General features: G+C 25.1%; 14 protein-coding genes and 3 pseudogenes. 5 read left to right on the forward strand and 12 right to left on the reverse strand.

Features of this window, described 5'->3' with window-relative positions; all coding sequences use genetic code 11:
- Positions 1-246: 246 nt before the first annotated feature.
- The 3 genes from DB318_RS06215 to DB318_RS00015 all read left to right on the forward strand — a co-directional run bounded on the left by DB318_RS06215 (position 247) and on the right by DB318_RS00015 (position 2,287).
- Positions 247-480 carry a DUF226 domain-containing protein gene (locus DB318_RS06215; protein WP_151074080.1) on the forward strand — a complete coding sequence of 78 codons (234 nt, stop codon included), beginning with the start codon at positions 247-249 and terminating at the stop codon, positions 478-480.
- Between the two features lie 651 nt (positions 481-1,131).
- Complete coding sequence (locus DB318_RS00010) at positions 1,132-1,923, forward strand: complement regulator-acquiring protein (protein WP_151073903.1); 792 nt, start codon at positions 1,132-1,134, stop codon at positions 1,921-1,923.
- 118 nt (positions 1,924-2,041) lie between these two features.
- Positions 2,042-2,287, forward strand: a complete 246-nt coding sequence (locus DB318_RS00015; RefSeq protein ID WP_272872972.1) for a complement regulator-acquiring protein — start codon at positions 2,042-2,044, stop codon at positions 2,285-2,287.
- A 316-nt stretch (positions 2,288-2,603) separates the two neighbouring features.
- Here the strand turns inward: DB318_RS00015 and DB318_RS06220 are convergent, their stop codons facing one another.
- The 3 genes from DB318_RS06220 to DB318_RS00030 all read right to left on the reverse strand — a co-directional run bounded on the left by DB318_RS06220 (position 2,604) and on the right by DB318_RS00030 (position 3,944).
- A complete protein-coding gene (locus DB318_RS06220) occupies positions 2,604-2,711 on the reverse strand; it encodes a hypothetical protein (protein ID WP_234909371.1) in 108 nt (35 codons plus the stop codon).
- Between the two features lie 191 nt (positions 2,712-2,902).
- Positions 2,903-3,253: a hypothetical protein gene (locus DB318_RS00025; protein ID WP_236840923.1), complete on the reverse strand. Its 351-nt coding sequence runs from the start codon at positions 3,251-3,253 to the stop codon at positions 2,903-2,905.
- 487 nt (positions 3,254-3,740) lie between these two features.
- Positions 3,741-3,944: a hypothetical protein gene (locus DB318_RS00030; RefSeq protein ID WP_151073902.1), complete on the reverse strand. Its 204-nt coding sequence runs from the start codon at positions 3,942-3,944 to the stop codon at positions 3,741-3,743.
- A 378-nt stretch (positions 3,945-4,322) separates the two neighbouring features.
- Between DB318_RS00030 and DB318_RS00035 the strand changes: the two genes are divergently transcribed.
- Positions 4,323-5,216, forward strand: coding sequence for a hypothetical protein (locus DB318_RS00035; RefSeq protein WP_151074081.1), 894 nt, complete (start codon positions 4,323-4,325; stop codon positions 5,214-5,216).
- 176 nt (positions 5,217-5,392) lie between these two features.
- Here DB318_RS00035 and DB318_RS00040 read toward each other — a convergent pair whose 3' ends face one another.
- Together DB318_RS00040 and DB318_RS05955 are read right to left on the reverse strand one after the other, a co-directional pair.
- Positions 5,393-6,355 (reverse strand): P12 family lipoprotein, encoded by a 963-nt coding sequence (locus DB318_RS00040; RefSeq protein ID WP_151074082.1) that lies wholly within the window; start codon positions 6,353-6,355, stop codon positions 5,393-5,395.
- 909 nt (positions 6,356-7,264) lie between these two features.
- Positions 7,265-7,315 (reverse strand): annotated as a pseudogene (locus DB318_RS05955) (hypothetical protein); the annotation flags it as partial.
- A gap of 2,182 nt (positions 7,316-9,497) precedes the next feature.
- Between DB318_RS05955 and DB318_RS00050 the strand changes: the two are divergent.
- On the forward strand, positions 9,498-9,803 hold the full coding sequence (locus DB318_RS00050) for a DUF5425 family lipoprotein (protein ID WP_151074083.1): 306 nt from the start codon (positions 9,498-9,500) through the stop codon (positions 9,801-9,803).
- 1,406 nt (positions 9,804-11,209) lie between these two features.
- On the opposite strand, the pseudogene DB318_RS06225 reads toward DB318_RS00050, so the two are convergent.
- The 7 genes and pseudogenes from DB318_RS06225 to DB318_RS00080 all read right to left on the reverse strand — a co-directional run.
- Positions 11,210-11,336: pseudogene (locus DB318_RS06225) on the reverse strand (ParA family protein); the annotation flags it as partial.
- Between the two features lie 163 nt (positions 11,337-11,499).
- Positions 11,500-11,544 (reverse strand): hypothetical protein, encoded by a 45-nt coding sequence (locus tag DB318_RS06230; RefSeq protein WP_419465844.1) that lies wholly within the window; start codon positions 11,542-11,544, stop codon positions 11,500-11,502.
- A 334-nt stretch (positions 11,545-11,878) separates the two neighbouring features.
- Positions 11,879-12,211 (reverse strand): annotated as a pseudogene (locus DB318_RS05965) (plasmid maintenance protein); the annotation flags it as partial.
- 658 nt (positions 12,212-12,869) lie between these two features.
- Positions 12,870-13,409, reverse strand: a complete 540-nt coding sequence (locus tag DB318_RS00065; RefSeq protein WP_151074084.1) for a chromosome replication/partitioning protein — start codon at positions 13,407-13,409, stop codon at positions 12,870-12,872.
- A 15-nt stretch (positions 13,410-13,424) separates the two neighbouring features.
- Positions 13,425-14,225, reverse strand: coding sequence for a ParA family protein (locus DB318_RS00070; RefSeq protein WP_151074085.1), 801 nt, complete (start codon positions 14,223-14,225; stop codon positions 13,425-13,427).
- Positions 14,186-14,758: a DUF226 domain-containing protein gene (locus DB318_RS00075; protein ID WP_151074086.1), complete on the reverse strand. Its 573-nt coding sequence runs from the start codon at positions 14,756-14,758 to the stop codon at positions 14,186-14,188. The genes DB318_RS00070 and DB318_RS00075 overlap by 40 nt, the downstream gene beginning before the upstream one ends.
- A 9-nt stretch (positions 14,759-14,767) precedes the next feature.
- Positions 14,768-15,862, reverse strand: a complete 1,095-nt coding sequence (locus DB318_RS00080; RefSeq protein WP_151074087.1) for a plasmid maintenance protein — start codon at positions 15,860-15,862, stop codon at positions 14,768-14,770.
- Positions 15,863-16,110: the final 248 nt, after the last annotated feature.

Raw genomic sequence — 16,110 nt, forward strand, 5'->3', positions numbered from 1 at the left:
ATAAAACATCCCACTTCTATTCCAATCACGAATCGATTTAACTTCTTATATAATAAGAGAAGAGATGAGGTATTTTTAATATATACTAAAAGATAATAATATATATAATTTTTAATTAGTATAGATATCTTATTCATATCTAAAAAGATTATAAAGATTATGCTGAATATCACAACATTTAACGAAAAAATCCCAAACATTAACTGCTAAATCCAAAACTTTAATACGCTGGAAATGAAAAATTAGGTGAAATTTTTCAAGATTTTTCTCTGCAAAAAACTCCAACTCCAGATAGGCAGTGTGTTTTGCTATTATCATTCGATAGTATATTTACTTCAAAATCGGAGTAAATATAACGCATTTAGCAGTCAATTATATCATAGACTTAAGGATTTAGAACGAGCGGTTTACAAAATTTATGATAAGGAAATGGAAAATCCCGAAGGTTATTTTACTATGTGGAACCTAAACTCAATATAGTATAATTTACGAAATGTTGCAAAAAATTATTCAGAAAAGTTACAAATAGAAGTTTAATCCCTAAAAAGAACATCGCTTTTTGATATTTTCCCTAAAACCATAAAATATCCCTAAAAAACCATCCCCATCTTTTAAAAAGAAGAAAATAGATTGAACCATTTCTTACTTTTACTAATAGAACATAGTTTTATCACCCACAATTTCCTTTTTGTAAAACCCTGTTTACCCAAAACTATCTGCTTTTTAGTAGAGCTATTCTAATAACTTTCCCAGAAGCTTTTCTTTTACTATTTTTAGCTTAATATATGAATAAGCACTCTAAAACAAAAAAATAATACTCGGGGCCAATGTAAAAAAATCTACAACCATATACGGGTTAAATACTACGAAACTCTTTATCTACTAAATCGAGCCGATTAATCCAAACAAAAAATTAATATTCTGCGCTTAATATTTTTAAAAAGAGAAGTTAATTCTTCTCTTTTTTTATTCATACAAGCTAACCAAGCCCAAACCAAAAACACAAAGTAAAAATTAAATTTTTAATATCAAGTAGGTTTTGATATTACTTGAAAATAATATCAAATTATTATATTATTTTTTTATATTAAAAATTAATAAGTACTAAATTTAATATAAAAGGAGAACATTTTGAAAAAAAATAAATTAAATATCATTAAGCTCAACATTATTGCAGCAATATTAACATCAATTTGTATATCATGTGCACCTCTTGACAACGTTAATCCAAACAAGCTAAAGAACCACACCAATCCGAGAAAGCTAAAAAAAACAAAAAGACGTTCCAATTCAAAAAATCCAGCAGAAAATAATCAAAATCTTAAAAATGAATCTCAAAATCCAAAATATTCAAATCAAAACCCTCAAGAAAAAATCTTGCCCCCAAAATTAGCAAAAATTAATAAAGATCTGAAAGATCAAAAAAAACAAGAAGATATACAAATAGCTAATATTGATGCACAATATGATTTCCTAGAAACTTTTAAACTTAAAAACCATGAGTATTTTATGCACATTACAAAAATGATATTAAAAAGAATAATTTACTCATCCTTAAATTACGAAAAAGAAAAAATATTGACATTAAAAGAAATTCTTGAAAAACTTGATAACAATTATCAAAACCGACGAATAGCTGATATGTTTTTTGAAACATCTAGGGATATTCAACTTGATATAGAAAAACTACATTCAATAAAAATAGAAGATTTAAGCAAAAAAAAAGCCGAAGAGCTGCTACAAGATATGGAACTTAGTTTAAAGGGAAAACAAAATTTCGCAAAAACCTTAAACGCAACCATTGAAGCTTATAGCAAAGATTCCAACAACCTTAAAACCAATCTAAAAAATCTAGCAACTCACATAAAAGATAAATACTACCATATTACCCTTTATATACCAAATAAAATCTATAAAAAATAATATTCTGCACTTGATATTTTTTTAAAGAGAAGTTAATTCTTCTCTTTTTTTTATTCATACAATCTAAGTCCAAAAACAAAAAGTAGAAATTAAATTTTTAATATCAAATTTATTTAATATCATTGATCTTAGCATTATTACAATAATATTAACTTCAATTTGCATATCATGTACACCTATTGGTAATGTTAATCTAAACAAACTAAACAGAGTAGCCCCACTCTTAAAAATCCAAAAAAACAAAGAGCCTTACCACTCAGAAGTTTTAAAAAACAAACAGCTACAACAATTCAGAAAATCTAGAAAAATTCAACAATTTGATAGTGATACTAACAAGCATTCTGAAAACCATAATAGTATGTAGATAAAATTACTTATAAAGAAGATAAAAAGAACTTTATCATAACTCAACATTTTGTTGCCTTAAAGTTTTTAACTTTTGATTTAATTTCTAAGAAATTTTACTTATTTTTGCAAAGTCTCCAATTTGGTTTTTACTATTTAACACTATCTTAAATACCTTCTACAACCAATAACGAATTATAATTAAGCATCATAATCAAAAATATCCCCTTTTTTATTTTCTTGACATATTGACCTCATTAAAAATCCATTATCAATTACAACAACAAGTTCCATGTAATAAGATGAATAAAAATCTGTAAGATTTCGTTATCCTCCTAGGATAATCTTTTAAAACTTTCAGAGTAAACATTTACATCTAATTTTTTGAAGAATAGGCTTTTAACATTTCCAGAATCAAATTCTTTAAAAGAATATTTGAGCATAATAACACTATCGTATTCGGTTTATTGTGAATAATAATACTCCCTTTTCCTTATTTAAGCTATTCAAATAAAAAATTTCAAGCAACCAAGCACACAAAAGGATTGCACCAAAAAATTAGTAATCCAATAGGGTATTAAGGGAGCAAAATCCTGTCTTTTTAAGCTTAATTATTGCTTATCTTATTAATTATTTAAGACTTAACTTTCTTATAAACAAAGTATAGATTATCAATAGCGGTAATCATCTTTTCTATCTCTTTGTCTGTCTCCTTTCTAGCAAAAATTTTTACTCTTTCAAATCCACCCTTATATTCACCATAAATACTAGTAATAGCACCTACAATAACATCAACAGCATGGTCTCCTTTTCCATTAGCATATTGATTTGCAGCAACACTAAAATCTTTAACAGCTTGCTTAAATTCTATAGAAGATACACAAGATGTTAAAGAAGCATAAGCATTGGCATAAGCTATGCTAGCTATTTCTATAGTCTTTTTAATAACAGGAAGAAGATTTCTAACATTTTTTAAATGCACCATATTTTCTTTCTTTTTAGGTCCATCAGCATCTATAGCTTCTTGATGATCTTCTACTGTCTTTATTTTACTTTCAGCCTCACTAGCCTATTTTATAGCTTTCTTATACTCTTCTATTGTATCTTCTAAATCTTTTTTGTTATAAACAGAAACAGCTTTTTTAGCACATTGTTAAGATTAGAATATTCTTTGTCTAGATTTAATGTTTTTTAATGCATCAAGGGCTTGACTACGCCTTTCAGAAGGGACCCTTTGCTAAAACACCCAATACTATAATTGTTACAACCGGTATAGGTATTAATAGCATTATAAGATTTTGTATATTTGTTATAAATAGTATCTAAATTACATCGATATGTTATAGTTTTTTTAAAAAATTATTAAGCTTATCCCTGTCTTATTTAGCATCCTTTTTTCCTTGCTTTTCTAAACTAGCATTAGTATCAGAATCATCAGCAAGCATAGCAAAGCTACTATCATGAACATCAACTTAAGCTAAAGCAGCTTTACCACCTGTAACATCATTTTTATTTTCCTCTTGTTGTCCCGAAACAACTGAACCTGAATTACTAATATTGCTAGTAGTGTCAAACAAGGAAGCTCCTTCTTTACTTGTGATATTTTTTCCAAAAAACTTGCAAAATACAAACATTATTGTTGCTAGTAGTAAAATATACATATTGATTCTTATCATTAAGCCCCCCTTTTTATTTAGTTATTTTACCAAATATTATTTATATTACATGTTCTAAACTTAGAAAAGTTTCTAAGAAATTTGTGAAGTCTGATTGTACGTTTGCAGAAGAAAATTATCTTATATGGCTATTTAGTGTTTTATGATTTAATCAATATAATAGCTAATTAATTAATAGAGAAGATGTAAATGCAATATCTTAGTAAACAAACTAAATATAAGATGTGTTTAAATTAACAAAATAGTATCAAGAAAGAGTGATAGAAAAGTAAAGTTTCATTTAGTTACTACTTAATTTATAGATTTTTGATAAAGATAAAAGCAATAAAGTTAATTAAGCTGTTATGGTATATTATTCCAATATGTATAGGAGGTAAAATGAGATTAATAGTTAAAGTTTTAATCGCAATTAGTTTAATTAGTAACAATTTTACGTCGTGCAAGCTATATGAAAAGTTGGCAGATAAAAAGGAAGGGTCTTTAGATAGTAAAAAGGAGTATTTGAAAAAGAGGGAATTAATTGTGGAGTCTGCTGATAATGTAGAAACTGATACTTCAACTTATTATGTACAAGATAGTGGTAGAAGTGGGTATAAGACTAGGAGCGTAATTGAAGGAAGAAAAAGTGAGCAAAAAGGAAATATATTAGAAAAACAGATGGAAAAGAACATAAATATAAAGCTTTCGGTTGGTAGATCAACTAGCAGTGAGAATGCTAGTTATAATTATTCTGAACAAGTTGCTAATAAAGCTAAGGAAGCTGAGAATATTGAGAATAAAGCCTCTTTTTATATAGCAGAGACTGATAAAATGACTGCTAGTTTAAATAAGATAAGGTCAGAGCTTGATGCAATAAAAACTAAGATTGATACTGCTGAATCTGATCTTCAGAAAGCAAGAAGAACCTCTGGGATTAGTAAATCTAAGAGAAGATTATTGCCCGACCTGCACAAAGCAATTGTTAAGGCTAAAAATAGTAGGGATTATGCTGACAAAGTATGTTATAGTGATGCAATTAGTGTATTAAAAATTGCCAGGAATGGTTTTGAAAATGCAAAGAGAAGAGCAGTTGATGCTTTAGGAGAAACCAAAGATGACAGTTCTTCTATAGCATATTATGATTATTCTTACTTTTATTGGATGAAAGAAGCTAGAAAAGCAATGAATAATGCAGAAAGCATGTTTAAGAATGCGAAAAAGTATCAAGAAGATCTTCAAGCTAAGATGAATCAAGTAAATAAAGAGCTTGCTCAGTTGAAAGAAAAAATATGAAATTTGGAAAAAACATAAATCTAAGTAGTAGAATAGGAGTAGATTTAACCAAAATGGAATCCTTCTAAGAAGAGAAGGAAGGAGGGGCCTTTTATAACATATTAGGTAGGGGCTTCTTTCAAAGAAGACCCTAATATTAAATATATAAATATTAATATATTTATATATTTTTTTATTTATTTAAACTTGCTTAAAATAGTTTTTGCACGTTGAATAAGTTCTCTTATAGCCCTCTTTCTCCCCATTCCCTCAACTTTTTTAGAAGTATAATATTCTAAATTTTCTAAAGCATCCTCTGCTTTATATGCAGCCGATTTAGATAACTGTGCTGCCTCCTTATCTTCACGCTTCAATCTTTTAATAATACCTTCTTCTAAATTTTTCTTAGCTTCATCAAAAAAGGAAGCTGCGGATCTTATATATTGTTCTGCAACCTCAATGCTAACCATAATATTTTCAAGTTCATCATCTATCTTTAAATCATTTTCCAATTGTCCCAGTTCCTTTATTCCATAATTATTGCTACCAGAATTTCTCATTAGTAATGTTTTTTTATCCCTGACCTCAGTCTTTACCTCATAAAAATCACTTTTTATTAAAGTATATTCATTTTTAAGCGAACACACATTCTCGATTAACTTGGGAAACCCTAAACCTCCAATAATATTCTCTATCTCTTTAATTGCTTGATCCGCTCTCTTTTCTTCCCTAGTAGAAGGAATTAAATCATCTTTTTTTATCTCTTTTTTTTGATCATGCTCAATTATAATATTTGGTATGTCAGCCTTATCATCCAATACTCCAGACCCCGCGGTTTCCAAAAAAGATTCTACAACAGGCTCTAAATCCGAAGAAGACTCAGATAACACCTCTATGGACTCTTTTACTGAAGGATTTGTAGAACCTTCAGTAAGAATTATCCCCACATCTTTCAATTCCTCAAAATTTTTATTTTTAAAACCTTTTTTTTCTTCTTGATTACCATATAACTTATTAATAGCATTTCCTTGAACGCTGCCCAAAACTTCTTTTATATCTTTGTTATTTTTTTGCTCTTTACTCCCAAATAATTTAGAATCTGGGCTGCAAGATATCAATCCTATCGTTAATAATGTGTATAAAAACAAATTTTTTCTCATAAAAATATTCTCCTTTACTTTCGTTAAGAATATATATCATAAATAATAATGATTCTTAATTAATATTACTTATAATAATAATTCAATTATTATAAAATATAAATAAAATTATTTATATTTTATAATTTTTTACTTATTAATCACTCAAAGAACATCCGATAAACTATGAACTAAACTTTATCAAAACTCGAATATTTAATTTCATGATTTTAATAAAAATTAACAGATACCAGTACATTTTTACCTGGAGTTGTCAGCATGCTACTTTACGAATTCCTTTGCCCAATCAAGCTCAATTCCAGAATGGTAAAATCAATTTTTATTACTAAATCTTCAATAAGCTTTATAAGCTTATCTTTTACACTTAAGCATATATAAATTCTCCTTTAAATAGCATACACATTATCTACCACTTGTTCCTGGCAATTTTTTATCTATCTTGCTTGATTTATTTTTTTCTTTTATGAAACAGTATTTTTCTTTAACTACCCCATATCTAACAAAATTTTACTGATGATTAACACCGCGCATTTTAGATCGCGTATTTAAAATATTATTTATATTTTTTGTGGATTATTTAAATATATTTGTCATAATTGACACTCCCCCTTATTTTGCCATTAATAGTAGCAAAACTTTTTTTGCAAAAAGAAATTGGAACCTAGTTAAATTCTCTTCTTAAGAACTTAACCAAATCCCTTATTTATAAAGTACTAATAATTAAAAGAAATAATAAAAAAGCAATAAATATAAATTTTAATTAATAGGTAATTGATTTTGTTTTTATAATCAATAAATTGCCTTATTATTATTATTATTATTATTATTATTATTATTATTATTATTATTATTATTATTTTAATTCTTTATATATTTTTTAATATTTTTTTCTTTACTTCTTTTTTATTGTTAAATGATTTCTCTAAAAAAATACCCAGTGAATTTGACATTACTCTTATAAAAATTATAACATTCCTGACTTTTAAGTTGAAATCTTAATAGATTTTATTGGATTTCGTTTGGACTTCTCAACTGTATTAAAATTGCTATTTCATCATCAATACCAATTACTTATTATTTAAATATAATTAAACAATGGGAAAAAAATAAATTACTTGAAATATATTACAGAAAATTCATCTAAAAACCCCATGTATGGTAAGCCGGAAATATCCTCTCGAATAACCCTTAGATTTTATGAATACAATCAAGCATAAATAATGTTTTATAGTATCAATACACTATAAAACATTAAAATAACCAATCAAATTAATTTTAATGTCTTGAATAATCCCTAGATTTCATTAAAGAAGTATTCACTACAAATTAGTATACTTTTTGAATAGCCTTTAAATAAGTTGAAATATAAAGATTAAATGATGATAAAGCATAAAAATGGGAGTATCTTTATATTAGGATATTTAAAGAAACATGTTTTAAGATCTTGTAAAAAAAATATATAAAAGAATAGTAAAGGATCATTAAAGTGAACATTATGGAGTTAAAGAATATAGTAAGAAGCATTTAATAATCATAAATATAATAAGACTCAAAATAAAGAAGCATAATAGCGGGACTGTAAAGGAAGGCATAGAAAAGATTAAAATCTCTAAAAACATCGTCTTATTATTATGGCTTTTTGAAATTCAAAATGATCAAAGAAGCGTCACTTTTAAACTACAGTAATAGTTAATTCCAAAATTATGCTACTATTGCTTGAATTATAATACTAATATATTTGTATATATAGTCGAATTATGAAACAATGTCAATAATAAATATTGCTGAAGACAAAATATAAAAAAATTCCTACTATTGGGAATAAAACAACCAATACAAGATCTATCAAAAAGACATAGAACAATGAGCTTGCTTATAAAAATTTAGAGAATTTAGAAAAACAATTCAGGCAATTCGATATAAAATTTGATCATCTTAATAACAAGACAAATAGTGTAAATTTAAAATCAATGGTGTCAAAAATTATCTTGATTCAAAATAGGCTACTACAGTAATCAATTTTAAAGAAAAACCTAAAGCAGAAAACAAGTTATTGTGGATTTTAACAAATTAAAAGTTCAACTATAAAAAAATGAAATAATCTTTAAAATTATTAATTTACTTTGATATTTTATTGCTATCAACACAATATATAAAAATTATCAGTGTATCTTTTTTACGCCATAATAATATTATTAATTACAATTTTGTTTAAAGTTTTAAAAGAAAAAATGAATTCACTAAAATAGTAAATAACAAATATGGGAAAGACCTTACACAAAGATAATATATTTAGTGTTAAAAAATAAAATTAATGTAAAAAATAAATAGTATAAACACTAATAAAAGTGCTTGGAAAAAACTTAAACAAATAAATTAATACTCCTTTAAAAGAAAGTAGAAGTAGTAGAAGTAGTAGAAGTAGTAGAAGTAGTAGAAGTAGTAGAAGTAGTAGAAGTAGTAGAAGTAGTAGAAGTAGTAGAAGTAGTAGAAGTAGTAGAAGTAGTAGAAGTAGTAGAAGTAATTTTTTCTTTAATTATTTGCTATATATACTTAACAAGTATATTACAAAATTTATAATTGTCAAAATTTTTACAAAATATTAAATACTCTAGCATTGTACTATTATTTGTAATAACATGGGTTTATTTGTTTTAAAAGTTTTTTTATCACAAATGTATGTATGTAATTCATAAACAAAAGTAAAAAATGTTAGAAAATATTAATAATAATTATGCCTTTTTAATATACAAAAGTCATTCATTAATTTTTGCAATACAAATTGTTATCTTGGTTAGTTTTTTTTATTTTTACGATTTTTTTAGAAGTTAGAACTAAACCAATAGTTTTAAAAATATTGATTCGGCTAATAGTTAAAAAATTAAAACCCGGCAACTCAACAAATAAAAAATAATAACTATTGAAAAAATGATTAATTTAAAATAAAATTTTTAAGGATAAAATTCAAAAAAGTAAATATAAATTAAAACCAATTATATATATTCCGTAAAAGGGTAAAATTGGCAATATCTATTATGATAGAATTTACTAATTGGCTCCTAGCGTATGTTTGTTTATACTATTTTAGAGTTTTCATAAAGTAATATTTGATTATTAAAATCAGGATTAGGAAAAGATATTTATGAGCAAAAAATTTATTATTTCATTACTATATAGCATTATAAACCTTTTATTATTAGGTTGTGATTTATCAGAGAATACCCTTCAAAACAAAAGGAATAATATTCCCAATTTAGTAGGGAAGAACTACATGAATGATTCAAATTATAAATGCTTAACTAAAAAGGAGTCTGTGGGATTTAAAGATTCTCAAAAATTAGATAATAACAATAATAAAACTCATTCTTATTATTCTAGAGTATCTAATTTTTCAAATTTCCATAACAAAACTCATACATCTTGTAAGACAATAATACAAACAAAATGATTAGCGTTATCAAAAAAGTAAAAAATACTCAGCACATAATTAATTATTAAAGCTTATAATTTGCGCCTATATTTGTGGGTTTTGGCATTGATATTTGCTTCATTAATATCAAAAAACAGTCTTTATGAAAGTTTATTATACACAATTTATTTCTCCTATAGCCTTTTAATATTATCTAATCAATAATTTACTCCCCCTTAGCATTGCTTACATTAATATATTTCTGCAAGCTCTTCCCATTCTATGTCTAACTCGGGCAATTGCTTTTATAAATTTAACTATTTTATCTCTCTATTATAAAAATTTTCATGAAAATATAATATTTTCTTTCATTAAAATCTGTAAGTTCGTATTTTTATCGTTTTTTCTCATAGTTTAACTCAAAAAATACTACTAATACTATGTATTAGTAGTTAATATCTTTATTTATTGTTACTGCTTTTTGTTTTTTTTGATAATTTTTACCATTCCTAAGATATTCCTTAATTTATTTCTATAAATAAACAAGACTTGAGACTTAGAGTTGCATTTATTTCTTTATTATAGATAATATTATTAATTATTAAAATTTCACCTAATATCATTTAATTTTAGAATGATATTTTTAATATTATAATTACTACATAATTTAGTTCATGAAAAAAATTTGTATACTCTGTAAAAATATAATCTTATCCCGACTCGATTTATATAATAATTCTCTTACAAACTCATACCATCCTAAATTATTAATACTTTTCCTAAAAATTTCTTTTTGCATGACGCTAATTGACACTTTCCCCAGAATTATATTTTTATAATTAACCGCAAAATAATAAAATATATCATCTTTAGATTTATTGTCATTTTGATATCTATAATACTACATTTTTAATAATTTCATTGCTCTTGACACTTCTATATAAACATGGCTTTACAAACACTATTTTAAAAGCTTTATATATTAATTTTCTATTTTATTGAGTTTTTTATTATTGGCTCCAAAAACTTGCCTATTTCCCTATTATATTTAAAAATCCTTGCATTCTGATTTCCTTTTAATTTCTCTAAAAAGATTATTGTATATAGAGTTTAAATAAAATTAAAAATTGCCAAGAATAAAACTATCAATTTCCTCTTAAGAATATAAATTCTCTTTATCGCCTAGTAAAATTTATACAGTAACCTAAGCGCCTTTTGTTCATCTCCCCTATAAAAAAAGAATATTTCGTAAAATCTCCTTTACTTCTTTATAATAACCTTCTTTTGAATAAGATCCCATAAGTTCATTTGCAAAGACTTTTATGCTATTGGGGAAATAGATCTTGCCTTTAAGCTTTCTATTGACCACCTTTCTACTTAAACTGGAATAATAATGTGGTCTGTAATATTTAAAAGCATTCTTTAAAAAGAAATTTCTACTGAGAGAAATAAGAACTTAAAGAATTTTGTGAATCAAAATCAATTAATAATACTTTTTTATTTAAATTTTTAAGAGCATAAGAAAAAAGTATGGATAGCGAGCTTTTACCACCCCCCTTTTAAACTCGCCATTGTTATTATAATTAGGTTTTTGATCCATTTATTTACAACTCTCTCATTTTTCAATTTTTTATTATAAAATTCATATGCTTTTTCCCCATTTTTTTAAGTGTGATAAATTAAATTAATAATATTCTGCGTTTTCTTTATTTTTTCTTAAAAGCGTTCTTAAGGATTAAACATATGCTTTAATAGAACCATTTTTAAAGTTAAATTCTATATAATAGAGTTTTTTATCGCATAAGTTTTATTATTTTCCTTTTTAAGAAAAAAGGGTTTACTAAGTCTATCTACCTGTATCTTATTTCTAAAAACTCATCATACTTTTTTAAAGGGAAAAGATTGAAAAAAGAAAATCTTTAGTATTGCTAAACTCCTGAAAAGCTAGCCTTAGTCTTTCTCCCTTGTTTGTAATTCTAAAACCAACTAAAATGTTTAGAAATTTTTATATAGCGGCTCTTTCTACTATCTATTTCTTCTATTCTATTAAATAAAATTCTTTTTTAAAATTATTTTTCTTTCTTTTAAGTTTTTTAAGCAAACTACTCAATTTTTTATCCCTTTGTTAAAATGTCAGATAAAATATTATTAGCTAATATACCAGCATATCCTAAAAAACTAGTTATTTTTTTTATTTTCCATTTATTAGAATATATATATATCTTTAAATTCTTCAACAATGGAATAGAAATCAGTTTTATAGGGTGCAATTTTTCTCATAAAATGAATTTTATTTTTATAAAGTTTTAGCTTAAATAAGAGAAATCCCTTAATATATTTACTTCATAATCGTATTTTAGATAATTTTTAAAATCTTTATAGTTTAATAACGTATTTTTTAGAGTTTTTATTGGTTATTTAGTACAAGAAATTATTGATTTTATTTTTTAAACTATAAACTGAGCGAATAAAAGCACAAGCCGAAGTTAATAAGGTAAATATTAGCATTTGGTCTTCCAGTAAAGCCAGTAATTTAGGAAAGGGTACAGAAAATTTTAGACGAAATATTAAAATAAAAAGAATTGTAGCAGTAAAATCAGCCGCATCTATCGAAGAGGAGATAAAACTTGCTCGTGGCAGTGCACGATTTATTCAAATAACCCGACATATATACCAAACTCAAGGGCAATGTCTAGTGGAGTTTAATCAACCCGAATTAGAAATAATCGCTCCTGCATCAATAGATGAAAATCTACGCACAAACTTAAGGCCAAAATTATTACAGAAAAAATTACTAAATTACAAAAAAGCCAAAGCGATACGGTTATAAATAAATTTTTACTGCAATTTCAATGAAGATTTGCTTGATGTTAAAAAATTAGTTAGAATACTGAAATCAAAAAAACATTTGATGACCTTTAGAATGGTAAAGTAGAAAAATATAAAAAAATTTTCAAATCGCTTAATATTTTTCATTTTTTAGCATATATTTTTGGTGTTAATGGTTGATATAATAAATTATGAACCTAGCGCCTTGAAAAAGGCCGTTAGTAAAAGCTAACGACCTTTTTTTATACTATAGCCAGTATAAAGCAACATACTATTTTACTTATTTTCATATCGTTCTAATTTTTTAATAAGTTGTTCTTTGTTTTTTTGGTAAAAATCTTCAAGAAGCTGGTTGGTGAACTTCGGATTTTTTCTATAAAAATCACATGCTTCTTGGGTTTCTAGCCTAACCCTAAGCGGTTTTATTAAATTTGCTCTAGACTTAACTTTTTTATCTTTCATTAAATTAAATAAAGTTTTATCGATTCCATTTTCTATAATATTAACTTCTTTAAGCTTTCCTTCAAAAAGGAGTTTTGCTATTTTAATATACTTATACGCCTGAGTTCTGGCTATTTTAAATTCAAAAATAAAATCTTCAAATCTTTTATATCCATCTAAAACATAAAGCTTCCCATTTCTAATTTTTAGTAAAATTTTCATTGTATTTATTTTATTTCTAATATCATCTTCGATTCTATTTTTAAGCTCGTTTTTTAAAAGCTCATATTCTTTTTTGTTTAGTTCTTCAGTATTAATAGAAGTATTGCTTCCTATAATTCTATTATTTATTACTATTTTTTTAGTTTTTGCCATTTTTTAAACCTCTTTCTAAAAAAGTTCAGTCACTGTACTTTTAAAAAAGTAGATTTTTTCTAAAATTTTTAAGTATTCTTTATAATAATTTTCGTTTTGTTTTGGTTCTATAGCATAATCTATTACCTTTTTTAAAGCTTCACTTTTATGAACTTCTCCAATAAACTTATTTAAATATTTTGCTTTTAGTGCTGCCATAATCTCATTTGAAGCAACTCTGCCTATTTCAACTTTAGACGCAAAAATATAAATAATTTTGGTCTCTTTGCCTATAAAATTATTTTCCAGTTCCTTTATCTGATTTATTAATAATGGTAAATTTTCAACTGCCCATCTTTCAAGCGGGACCGGTATTACAACTTTATCTGCAATCACAAGAGCATTGTCAAGCTCTGATGATAAACTTGGAGGAGTGTCAATTATCACATAATCATAATCTTCTAAATAATTGTACAGTGCATTTCTAAGCATAAGCTCTTTGAACTGATTCCCTTCTTTACTGAATTTGGCAAGTTCTAAATAGCTTGGAATAAAATCTAAATTTTTAGATATATTAATAACAACATCCTTAAAAGTTTTCTCTTTCTTTATTAAAGAATAAGAATTATAAATATTAATTAATTCCATTCTAGGATGATCTTGAGTTATAAAATAACTTGTAACTGCATTTTGCGGATCAAGATCAATAAGTAGTACCTTATTGGTTTTATTAAGAATCGTTGAAAACATTATTGCTGAGGTGCTTTTCCCAACTCCCCCTTTGATTGAAGCAATAGCTATAATATTTGGTTTTTTATCCAATTTTTTTCTATCCATTTTATAAGAGGTCCTTTTTGTGGGTATTTTTTATCATAAAATTCGTATACTTGCTTTTCTAGTGCTGTAAACATACCAAATAATGTTTTACTATAAGGAACATTTATTTGTTCTTTTTTTAGCAACCTAAATAGACTCTTAAAGTAGCAAAAGATGCTCCCTTTTTTAAATCTAAACTCTAGGTAATATGTTTTTGACAATAAATAAGATTTTTTAACTCCGTTAAATTCGTACCTTACAGGAATTTTATTTATTAGTCTTTTATAGCCATAATAAATGCCTAAGAATTTATCGTCTGCTTTTAATGCAAATAAATTAAATTCTTCAACTTTTGATTGATTAAATAATCCTCTTAATGATATACGACATTTGTTTTTTTTCTTATTGAGTCCAAATTTGTAAATATCCATCATTACTTTTGTGTGATACATTGTTTTATCGCCATCTTTCTCAATCTTTATAAAAAGATCTTTTTTATTTGAACGTTTAACTATCGGTTTGTTTACTTGTATTAATTTTTCTATGCCTTGCATGTCAAACTTTTATACACCTTGTTTTAACATTGAAGATTTTTTTTCCTTATGAATTATTTCCAATAATTCATAATAATAGGTATTATCAAATACCTCCTTATATTCTAATTTATTTTTGCTATTCAAATAAGTTTTTATAATTGTCTTTAGAGCTCCAGTATTTTTCTGCTCCTTTAGTCGTTCAACAAGAATATTAAAAACGTTTATCTTTTTATTGTCGTAATTTTTTTGTGAGTTTTCTTTGTTTATTTCGATTGATTTTTCTAATTTGAGTTTCACTTTACTTAAATCATTATATTTTTTATTTTCAATAATAAAATGTGGTTTGTTTTTATAATTTTCATATACTTTTTGTATGTTTGTTTTTAATTGTTCTGTGTTATATCCTTTTTGTTCTAATAACTTTTGTGTATTTATTAGTATTTTTTTTAATTTTTCTTGCTGCTCTTTGAAAGGATATTTATTTAAGGTTATTTTCTTGTTTTTTGTTAGGTTAATTTCAATTCTTTTTATAATTCTAAGCACCTCAATCAATCTTTTTTTACTAAGATCTAAATTTAGTATGGAGAAAGTTTTTTTAGACATAAAGTTACATTTACTGTAATAATTTTTGATTTGAAATTTTTCTATTTGTTTTTTTCTTTCTTCTTTTTTAATATTATTACTATTATTAAAACACTCCCCTAAATCTACACTCCCATTTTTATTAAATTTGGATTTAAGATAGTTGTCAACTCTAAATTTAAACTTAGAGTCTTTTTTTTCTTTAAAATATTGATTTATGATAAGATAACACTCTTTTTTAGGATAATTAAGTTTATAGTAAATTTCAGTTCCAAAATTTACTCCCAGGTGTTTATAGTAGTTAGTTGTTACTTTTAATTCTTTCTCTAATTTGTAAAGATAATTTTGCATTGTCTTTAATTTAACGGCTGGCTGATTATTTCTTTTTAGATTTCCATTAAAGTAATATAGTATGTTTTTTTGAGTATACTTCTTAAATTTACTATTTATATAGTTAAGCGTTGAGATAAGAACTATTAACTTATGCTGTAGCTTGTTGTGGTAATTTGTGCTTTTTGTATTTTTTGATAAAATTTGCATTTTTAATCTCCTGTTTGGTAATGTATAATATGTTATTATGCACAATTTTTTATAAAAGTAAATACTTTTATAAAAAAACCATAAAAACTAAAAATTTGTTTAAATTTGGGAATTAGGGAAATACTAATTTTGTATAAATATAAATTGATTTTAATTCAAAGTTAAGTTATAATAAAAATAGCGTAGTAAATGAAAAAAGTTTTCATTACGGCTACCTGTTTGGTTCATTTACAATTATGGGGCTTAAG

It is taken from the genome of [Borrelia] turdi (genome assembly GCF_008828755.2).
Classification (GTDB): domain Bacteria; phylum Spirochaetota; class Spirochaetia; order Borreliales; family Borreliaceae; genus Borreliella; species Borreliella turdi.